The sequence below is a fragment of the Streptomyces tauricus genome (genome assembly GCF_014650955.1).
GTDB classification, from domain to species: Bacteria; Actinomycetota; Actinomycetes; order Streptomycetales; family Streptomycetaceae; genus Streptomyces; species Streptomyces tauricus.
In genome coordinates this window covers 57,328-66,673 of the sequence record NZ_BMVY01000042.1, presented here as the reverse complement: position 1 = coordinate 66,673, position 9,346 = coordinate 57,328, and the positions used below count along the sequence as shown (strand labels likewise).

The window sequence follows — 9,346 nt, the reverse complement described above, 5'->3', positions numbered from 1 at the left end:
GGCGCGGCAGCTCCCGGGGCGCCCTCGGCTGCGGCTCCGCCCCCGCCGACAGCGGCTCCGGGGCCGTGGTCGGCGGACGCGGGCGCGAGCGTGGCGTCTGCGGGCGCGGGCACCGGGTCGGCGCCGTCGGGCACGGGGCCCGGGTCGCCGTCACCGGTCGCGGGGACCGGACTCTCGCCGTCGGTGTCGGTATCGATGTCGGTCCAGCACACCACCGTGGGCGGCAGCAGACGTTCCCGTAGTTCCGTCTCGCGCGCCGCGAGGGAGGCGCGGACGGCGGCCGGCGTCCCCGCGGCGACGCCCAGCGCGGTGAGCGCGGCGACGACCGCCGCGTCCGAGGCAGCGACCGTGCGGTCCGGGGACGGACTGTAGGACGTGGCGACGCCGTGCAGCGCGGCGAGCCGGGAGAGCGGCATCAGACCCCCGACGGGTCCAGGCCGGCGGCGGCACCCACGGGAGTCGGCTCACTCGTCAGGGGCGCGGCGTCGGCGAGCGGAGGTTCACTGGTGAGGGGCGCGGCGGCGGCCAGCGGCGGCTCGCTGGTGAGCGGGGCCTCGGCGCAGGAGCCCTCGGCGCCGGCGTTGAAGATGCAGTAGAGCGGGTGGGGGTCGGTTCCGGGGTCGGCGGGCACGTCCGCCGGGCGTTTGGAGAGGGCCGAGAGCAGAAGCTGAGCCGATGCGGCCACGGGGGCCTCCTTGGTGGTCGTGCGGGCGGGGTCAGGCAGCCCCTACCCAACGGGCGGGCCCGCAGACGTGACAGCCGGGACATCGTGCTCCTGGTCACATTCTGTCCCGGAAGCCCCACATCACCAAGAGCGCCCGTGCGGACACCCTGAGCAACGCACCTCATGACTATTCACTCGCTACATATATTGAGTACATAATGAGCCCATGAGTACCCGCCACATCCTGCTGGGGCTGCTCGCAGGAGGGCCTAGCCATGGCTACGACCTCAAGCGACGCCATGACGAACGTTTCCCGCAGGCCCGTCCGCTGGCTTACGGCCAGGTCTATACGACGTTGCAGCGCCTGGTCCGCGACGGTCTCGCCGAGGTCGACGGGACCGACTCGGACGGCGGCCCGGAGCGGACGCTGTACCGGTCCACCGCCGAGGGCGCGAAGGAACTGGCGGGCTGGGCGGCCGAGATCACCCCGCCCGCGCCCTTCGTGACGAACGAGATCTTCGCGAAGGTCGTCTGCGCGATCCTCGCGGCGGCGGGCCCGACGCCCACCCCGGGCCCGGCGTCCACCCCGGTCCGGATATCCACGGCCGATCCGGCGTCCTCAGCCGATCCCGATCCCGATCCCGTACCCATGCCCGTGCCCGCGGCCGATCCCGTGCCCGCCGCCGACCCCGCCCGCTATCTGATCGCCCAGCGCGCCGCGCACATGGCCCGGATGCGGGAGCTCACGGCGGTCAAGACCGCGCCGGGCGCCGACCTCGCGACGGTCCTGTCGGCCGACTACGCCCTCAACCACCTCGACGCCGATCTGCGCTGGATGACCACCACCGCGGCCCGGCTCACCACTCTGACCGCGGAGGTCGACCCGACATGAGCAGTACGTCCATGAGCAGTACGCCCATGAGCCGTACGGACGGGGCCGTGCCGATCCTGGCGGCCCGGGGCCTGTCCAAGGCGCACGGCGAGACCCGGGCGCTGCGCGGCGCCTCCGTCGAGCTGTACGCGGGAGAGATCCTCGCCGTGACCGGCGCGAGCGGCAGCGGCAAATCAACCCTGCTGCACTGCCTCGCCGGGATGGTCCGGCCCGACGAGGGCTCGGTCGTCTACGCCGGGCAGCGCCTGGACCGGCTGCCGGAGGCACGGCTGAGCGAACTGCGGCGTACGGAGTTCGGGGTGGTGTTCCAGTTCGGGCAGCTCATCCCCGAGCTGACCGCGCTCGACAACACGTCCCTGCCGCTGCTGCTCGCGGGAGCCTCCCGCAAGGCCGCCCACGAACAGGCGGGCGAGTGGCTGGAGCGCTTCGGCGTACGCGGCCAGGAGGGCCTGCGGCCCGGCGAGATGAGCGGCGGCCAGGCTCAACGGGTGGCGCTGGCGCGGGCGTTGGTGACCGGTCCGAAGGTCGTCTTCGCCGACGAGCCCACCGGCGCGCTCGACTCCCTGGCGAGCGAGCAGGTGATGACGGCCCTGGCGCACACGGCCCGGGAGACCGGCACGGCGGTGCTGCTGATCACGCACGACGCGCAGGTGGCGGCGTACGCGGACCGTGAGGTGTGGCTGCGCGACGGGGCCGTCTCCGCGGACGCCGTGGCCCTGGAGGCGACCCGATGACCAGGGATCTCGAACTGGCCTGGCTGCTGACGCGGGGCTCGGACCGGCGTGAGTGGTGGCGGGTGACGCTGACGGCGGTGGGGGCCGCGCTCGCCACCGGCCTCGGGTACGCGGCGGTCGCGGTCGCCTCGGTGGACGGCCAGGTGTCCACCCCGTACTTCCACGGCCTGCTGAACCAGCCGGGGCAGCGCGCCGGGGTGATCGTCGCGCTGCTGCTCCTGTGGGTGCCGGTGCTCGGCTTCCTCGGCCAGTGCGCGCGGATCGGCGCCGTGCACCGCGACCGCAGGCTGGCCGGGCTGCGGCTCGCCGGGGCGACGCCGGGGCAGGTGCGGCGGATCGCGGCCCTGGAGTCCGGCCTCGCCTGTCTGCTGGGGGCGTCGGTCGCCGCGGTGTTCTGCGCGCTCCTCATGCTGAACGTGTTGCAGCAAGGGTTTCCGCCGCGGGCCTGGGCCGGTTTCGCCCTGGTGACGTGCGCCGTGCCGCTCCTCGCCGTACTGGTGAGCGTGGTCGCGCTGCGCCGGGTCGTGGCCTCGCCGCTCGGCTGGGTACGCCGGGTGCGGCCGGGTCACGGCCGGGCCGCCACCCTGGCCCTGGTGGTGCCGGCGGTGCTGGTCGGCCTGGGTGCCCTCCTGGTGGTCGTACGGGGCACCGGGCCGGGGACCACCGCGTTCCCCCTGCTGGTGTTCTGCGCGGTGGCGCTGACCGGTGCGGGCGCGGTGGCGGTCACCGGGCTCACCGCGCGGGCCGTCGGCAGGCGGCTCGCCGCACGGACCGGGAGCCCCGCCGTCCTGCTCGCCGCCGAACGCCTGCGGGCCGACCCGTGGGCCACCGCGCGCACCCACGCCACGGTGCTCCTGGTGACCGTGGTGGGCGTCGGCTTCCTGGGCGTACGCCAGATGCTCCTGGACGCCGTCCACCAACCGCCGGAGGGTCTGCCGTACGACCCCGAGGACCTGGCCTTCTACACCACCGGCATCGATCTCGTGGGCGCCGCCGTCCTGGTGGCGCTGCTGATCAGCCTGGGCGGCCTCGCCGCGGGCACCGCCGAGTCGCTCGCCACCCGGCGCCGGGGGCTGGCCGCGCAGGCCGCGGCGGGCGTACCGCGGAAGGTGCTCGGCCGGGCGCTGCTGCTGGAGACCGCGCTGCCGTTGATTCCGGCGATGCTGCTCGCGGGCGCCGGCGGCACGGCGGTCCACGTCGTCCACGGCACCTTCGTGGACCCACCGGTCTTCCCGGTGCTGCTGCCCCTGCTCTTCCCCGTGCTCGCGTACGCGGCGTGTCTGCTCGCCGCGGCCACGTCCCTGCCGCTGCTGCGCCGCACGGTCCGCCCGGCGGAGCTGCGCTTCACCTGACCGGGCCCGGGGCCGGCCGCGGTCGCGGGGCCGGCCCCGGGGCAAACCAAAGGCCCGGATCGTCAGGCGGAGATGCCGTCGATCCGAGCCATCGCGTCCTCCGCGCCGTACGGCTGCAGATAGGGCAGCCAGCGCGGATCCCGGTGCCCGGTGCCGATGATGCGCCACGCGAGCCCCGACGGCGGGGCGGGTTTGTGGCGCAGGCGCCAGCCGATCTCGACCAGGTGGCGGTCGGCCTTGGTGTGGTTGCAGCGGCGGCAGGACGCCACCACGTTGTCCCAGACGTGCTGACCCCCGCGGCTGCGCGGGATGACGTGGTCGACGCTGGTTGCGACGCCACCGCAGTACATGCACCGGCCGCCGTCCCGGGCGAACAGCGCCCGGCGGGTCAGCGGAACGGGCCCCCGGTAAGGGACCCGCACGAACCTTTTCAGCCGGACCACGCTGGGGGCGGGGACAGTGACGGTCGCGCTGTGCATGAAGGCGCCGGATTCCTCGAGAGAAACTGCCTTGTTCTCAAGGACCAGGACGAGCGCGCGGCGGAGCGGTACGACGCCGAGGGGCTCGTACGACGCGTTGAGGACCAGGACATGCGGCACGGGCGGCCTCCTTGTACGCCGGCGGCGCGTGGCTCGCGCCGGGACGATCTGCAGTCAGTCTCCCCTCATGCCTGGTGGAAGCGCCACCATGTCCCGGTAACGGGCTGGGAGTGTTTTCGACCACATCTCCTTCATCCCCACGTGAGCACAGTCTCTCCCTCGAACATTGCAACGATCCGCACACGGTGCCCCGTTAGTGTGGTGTTTCCGCCCGTCGGCATTCCACCAAATGTCCCCTGCCACGGGCGGGCCGCTACGCCTGGAGGTACCTGCCGTGTTCTTGTCCGTCCTGTCGGCCGCCGATCCCACCGAGGAACCGACGTCCCCGACGCTTGAGGACGCCCAGGAAAGCGCGACCAACGCCGCCAGCTGGGTGGAGCAGAACTGGTCCACCTGGCTCAGCATCGGACTGCGCGTCCTGCTCATCGTGATCATCGCGGTGGTGCTGAGAGTGGCCGTCCGGCGGACCATCACGAAGTTCATCGACCGGATGAACCGAACGGCCCAGGCGGTCGACGGCACGGCGCTCGGTGGCCTCCTGGTCAACGTCGAACGCCGCCGCCAGCGCTCCCAGGCCATCGGTTCGGTACTCCGTTCGGTCGCGTCCTTCCTGATAGTGGGCACGGCCGCGCTGATGATCCTGGGCACGTTCCAGATCAACCTGGCACCCCTGCTGGCCTCGGCGGGTGTGGCGGGTGTGGCGATCGGTTTCGGCGCCCGCAACCTCGTGACGGACTTCCTCTCCGGCGTTTTCATGATCCTGGAGGATCAGTACGGCGTAGGGGACACGGTCGACGCGGGGGTGGCGTCCGGCGAGGTTATCGAGGTGGGCCTGCGGGTCACCAAGCTCCGCGGCGACAACGGCGAGATCTGGTACGTCCGCAACGGCGAGGTCAAGCGCATCGGCAACCTCTCCCAGGGCTGGGCCACGGCCGGCGTCGACGTCACGGTCCGCTCGGACGAGGACCTGGACCGCGTCCGCTCGGTCCTCGCGGAGGTCGGCGAGGCGATGAGCAAGGACGAGCCCTGGAACGAGCGCCTGTGGGGCCCGATAGAGGTCCTTGGCCTCGACAGCGTCATCCTGGACTCGATGGTCGTCCGCGTCAGCGCGAAGACGATGCCGGGCAAGGCCCTGACGGTGGAACGCGAACTGCGCTGGCGCATCAAGCAGGCCTTCGACCGAGCGGACATCCGCATCGTCGGCGGCCTCCCGGCCCAGCCGGACGGCGAACCGGCCCCCGACCCGACGGCAGGCATGGCGGCCCCGTCGGCCTACTCCAACACGGCGTCCCCCCAGTCCCAGTCGGCGTCACCACTGACACCCCCGACGCCCGTACCGTCAAATGTGACGAAGTAGGGGCGAGAGGTTTCTCATACGTGCTCACGCGTGCGGGGCGGTTTCCGGAGCGATCCGAAAACCGCCCCGCACGCGTCTGCGGCCCGGCGCGACCGCCGTAACGGTTCGGCACGCTCGTTCGAGTGAACGCCTGCGGCATTCGCAGGTCACATGGGGTGCGGGGGCCTCATGGTTCTGCCCGGGGCACCCGGAACGGGCGTAGCCTGGCAACAGCGTGACGAGGAGAAGCATCAATGAGTGCCGAACTCAGCATGGAGCCGGTCATGACGCAGCAGGACCCCATCGATCTGCTGATCGCGTTCGAGGAAGCGTCCGAGACGCCGATCCGACCCGAGTACGTCGAAGGGACGGTCTTCGTGCCGCCGGCACCGAACGACAACCACAATGACGGCGCTTTCGAGCTGTCCTTCCAGTTCCGCGCCGCCGGACTCCGCCTGGTGGGCATGGGCAACGGCTACCGGGCAGCCCACAAGGACGGCCGCACCATGGCCCTGCTCATCCCGGACTTCTATGTGCGCCGCCGCAAGGCGACGGAGCTGGACGAGTCGTATCGCAGGGCCCACAAGGGCTGGTACCCCATCGACATGATCGCCCTGGTCGGCGAGGTGACCTCCACCAACCACGAGACGGACACCGGCCCCAAGCCGCGCACCTACGCCGCCGCCGACGTCCCCCTCTACGTCCTGATCAACCGTCACCGGAAGACGGCCCACTGCTACTCCGACCCGATCGCCCCCGGCGAGGACCCCACCGAGGCGTACTACGCCACCGAGGTCAAGGCCGAACTGGGCCACCCCCTCCCGCTCCCCGCCCCGTACCCGACACTGGAGACGACTCCTTTCCTGGAGCCGACGGAGTAGCAGGCGGCCAGCCATGGGCGGCATCCGCGATACCCGACTCCCACGCACCTCAAGGCCAGACGTTCGCCTGCGACCTCACAGTGCGCCGTGCCGGGCATCGCCCAGCCGCAGAAAATTGCCCTGCTCCAGTGACTGAGCGAGTCAACCCGGCTCAGCCGCGTCAGAACCGGCAAGCTTCGGAGGCCTCGCCGGCGCGCGCCGCCCTGCCCCTCAAGCCCGTTGCGGGACAGTCTCAGCCGGGCGTCACGTCTCTGAACCCCCGCCATATTGACGGTCACCCGCCGCCCGGAGATGATCCGAGAGCGCTCTCTGACGTGGACACGATCAGGAGGACCCCACCGGATGTCTCCCACCCGCCGGCTCGCCCGCCTGATCCCGCTCGGGCTCGCCGCCACCCTCCTCCTCGCCCTCGGGCAGGGTGCGGCCACCGCCGATGTCGGCGCGACCGCCGACGCCCCCGCCTCCACCCTCGGCCGCACGACCCTCGCCGGTGCCGACCCCAGCGTCATCAAGGTCGGCGACCTCTACGTCGCCGCCAAGTCCGTGGACGGCGGGATCGCGGTGCGGACCGCGTCCACCCTGGAGGGGATCGCCGGCGCGCCCAAGCAGCAGGTGTGGCGGGACACCGGCGGGCTCGGTGAGGTCTGGGCGCCCGAGATCGTGCACCACGACGGTGCCTACCGGATCTACTTCGCCGCCGGCACCGGCGCCGCCCACCGGATGTACCACATCAGCTCCACCAGCCCGGCCAGCGGCTACTCCGCCGCCACCAAGGTCGCGCTGCCCGGCGACAAATGGGCCATCGACGGCGCGCCCTTCACCTTCAACGGCCAGCGCTGGTTCGTATGGTCCGGCTGGGCGGGGACACCAACGTCGAGCAGAACCTGTACATCGCCCGGATGGGCAGCCCCACCGCGGCGACCGGCGACCGGTACGTCATCTCGCAGCCCCGCGAGTCGTGGGAACGGGTCGTCGGCAACCCGTACATCAACGAGGCACCCCAGCCGATCGTCGACCCCAACGGCCAGTTGCACATCGCGTACTCCGCGAACGGCAGCTGGAGCAGCCAGTACTGCATCGCCGACCTGCGACTGCGGGCCGGCGGCGATCCGACGTACGTGTGGGACTGGTACAAGAGCAACGGCTGCCTCTTCGGCTCGCACGCGGCGACCATGATGTCGGGCTGGGACCCGACGCTGTACGTCGACGGCCCCGGCCACCACACCTTCGTCCTGCCGCGCGGCGACGCCACCGCGGGACCGCCGTCCGGCAACCGTTTCCCAACGATGTTCCACGCGGTCGCCAAGGGCACGCCGTACTCGTGGTCCAACCGCTACTGGTACACCGGCACAGCCGTCTGGTGGGGCAACACCACCTACAGCCGCGCCAACGTCCCCGGCTCCCCCACCAACACCGGCTTCAGCCTCAAGTTCTTCGAATGAGCCCCGCCTGAGCCCCGCGCCGACGAAGACGACCATCCCGCCCCCGCAGGTAACGACTCTGTTGCCGCGGGGGCAACCTGTTGACGCCTCCCCCGCCTGCGGCCTACCTTCCTCCCACCGATAGGAAAGTTTCCTAACAGTGATCTCCAGGTGGACTTCCCGGTAATCACACTGGGAAGCTGGGCAGCCGAGAGGCAGGTGTCGACAGGCATGGCAGGAACATCCGGTACCCCGGGCACCCCGCGCGTACTGCGCGCCATGAACGACCGCGCCGCGCTCGATCTCCTGCTGGAGCACGGCCCGCTCTCCCGGACCCGGATCGGCAAGCTGACCGGGCTGTCGAAGCCGACCGCCTCACAGCTGCTCGCCCGGCTGGAGGCCGCCGGGCTCGTCGTCGTCACCGGTACCAGCGAGGGACGGCCCGGGCCCAACGCGCAGCTCTACGCGGTCAACCCCGCCGCCGCCTACGCCGCAGGGCTCGACGTGACGCCCGAGCGGATCCTCGCCGCCGTCGCCGATGTGACCGGGCGAACGGTGGGCGAGTACGAACTGCCCACCCCCGGCCGCCGCCCCGCCCACACCGTCGTACGGCAGGTCACCGACGCCCTCGACGGCGCGGTGAAGGCGGCGGGGCTCGTCCGGGCCGACCTCCGGCGGCTCGTCATCGGCACCCCCGGCGCCTTCGACCCGAACACGGGCCGTCTGCGCTACGCCTCCCACCTGCCCGGCTGGCACTCCCCCGCCCTGCTCGACGAGCTCGCGGCGGCGCTGCCGATGCCCGTCGAGTACGAGAACGACGTCAACCTCGCCGCCGTCGCCGAACAGCGGCTCGGCGCGGCCCGGGGCCACGACGACTTCGTCCTGCTGTGGAACGAGGGGGGCCTGGGCGCCGCCCTCGTCCTCGGCGGCCGGCTGCACCGCGGCTGGACCGGCGGCGCGGGCGAGGTCGGCTTCCTGCCCGTACCCGGCGCGCCCCTCGTCCGGCACGTCACCAAGGCCAACAGCGGCGGCTACCAGGAACTGGCCGGGTCCCAGGCCATCCCGAAGCTCGCCCGCGAACTGGGTATCAGGCCCATCCCCCCGGGCCCGTACAGCGAGGTCGCCGCCGCTCTCGTCGAGCAGGCCGCGGACATCAACGCGGGCGCCCACCGGGAGCTCCTGAAGACGTACGCGACCGGTCTCGCCACCGGTCTCGCCTCGCTCGTCTCCGTCCTCGATCCCGAACTCGTCGTCCTCAGCGGCGCCTCGCTCAGCAGGGGCGGCGAACCCCTGCGCGCGCTGGTGCAGGCCGAGCTGGAGGAGCTGGCCGCGTCCCGGCCGCGCCTCGTCGTCGGCGACGTCCATGAACAGCCCGTGCTGCGCGGCGCGTTGGAGAGCGCGCTCGCCGCCACCCGCGACGAGGTCTTCGACACCTCGGCGCACTGAGACAGCCCCCGACCGGCCCGA

Annotated in this window: 8 protein-coding genes and 2 pseudogenes; 7 read left to right on the top strand and 3 right to left on the bottom strand. The window is 72.1% G+C overall.

Going from position 1 to position 9,346, the window contains the following annotated elements:
- Nucleotides 1–416: pseudogene (locus tag IE278_RS42615) on the bottom strand (4-alpha-glucanotransferase); the annotation flags it as partial.
- Nucleotides 416–685, bottom strand: a complete 270-nt coding sequence (locus IE278_RS36935; RefSeq protein ID WP_189779269.1) for a hypothetical protein — start codon at nucleotides 683–685, stop codon at nucleotides 416–418. The gene IE278_RS36935 and the pseudogene IE278_RS42615, both read right to left, overlap by 1 nt.
- A gap of 205 nt (nucleotides 686–890) precedes the next feature.
- Between IE278_RS36935 and IE278_RS42610 the strand changes: the two genes are divergently transcribed.
- The 3 genes from IE278_RS42610 to IE278_RS36915 are packed head-to-tail and all read left to right on the top strand — an operon-like array spanning nucleotide 891 to nucleotide 3,642.
- Entirely contained in the window at nucleotides 891–1,556 is a 666-nt protein-coding gene (locus IE278_RS42610) for a PadR family transcriptional regulator (RefSeq protein WP_246571282.1), read from the top strand.
- Complete coding sequence (locus IE278_RS36920; RefSeq protein WP_373312193.1) at nucleotides 1,553–2,290, top strand: ABC transporter ATP-binding protein; 738 nt, start codon at nucleotides 1,553–1,555, stop codon at nucleotides 2,288–2,290. The genes IE278_RS42610 and IE278_RS36920 overlap by 4 nt, the downstream gene beginning before the upstream one ends.
- On the top strand, nucleotides 2,287–3,642 hold the full coding sequence (locus IE278_RS36915; RefSeq protein WP_189779267.1) for an ABC transporter permease family protein: 1,356 nt from the start codon (nucleotides 2,287–2,289) through the stop codon (nucleotides 3,640–3,642). The genes IE278_RS36920 and IE278_RS36915 overlap by 4 nt, the downstream gene beginning before the upstream one ends.
- Nucleotides 3,643–3,704: 62 nt before the next feature.
- Here IE278_RS36915 and IE278_RS36910 read toward each other — a convergent pair whose 3' ends face one another.
- Nucleotides 3,705–4,241, bottom strand: coding sequence for an HNH endonuclease (locus IE278_RS36910; protein WP_107016193.1), 537 nt, complete (start codon nucleotides 4,239–4,241; stop codon nucleotides 3,705–3,707).
- A 229-nt stretch (nucleotides 4,242–4,470) separates the two neighbouring features.
- Between IE278_RS36910 and IE278_RS36905 the strand changes: the two genes are divergently transcribed.
- The 4 genes and pseudogenes from IE278_RS36905 to IE278_RS36890 all read left to right on the top strand — a co-directional run bounded on the left by IE278_RS36905 (nucleotide 4,471) and on the right by IE278_RS36890 (nucleotide 9,325).
- Nucleotides 4,471–5,598, top strand: a complete 1,128-nt coding sequence (locus IE278_RS36905) for a mechanosensitive ion channel family protein (protein ID WP_189779265.1) — start codon at nucleotides 4,471–4,473, stop codon at nucleotides 5,596–5,598.
- Between the two features lie 233 nt (nucleotides 5,599–5,831).
- Nucleotides 5,832–6,458, top strand: coding sequence for a Uma2 family endonuclease (locus IE278_RS36900; RefSeq protein ID WP_189779264.1), 627 nt, complete (start codon nucleotides 5,832–5,834; stop codon nucleotides 6,456–6,458).
- A 342-nt stretch (nucleotides 6,459–6,800) separates the two neighbouring features.
- Nucleotides 6,801–7,900, top strand: a pseudogene (locus tag IE278_RS36895) (glycoside hydrolase family 43 protein).
- Nucleotides 7,901–8,110: 210 nt separating this feature from the next.
- Nucleotides 8,111–9,325 carry an ROK family transcriptional regulator gene (locus IE278_RS36890; RefSeq protein ID WP_189779262.1) on the top strand — a complete coding sequence of 405 codons (1,215 nt, stop codon included), beginning with the start codon at nucleotides 8,111–8,113 and terminating at the stop codon, nucleotides 9,323–9,325.
- Nucleotides 9,326–9,346: the final 21 nt, after the last annotated feature.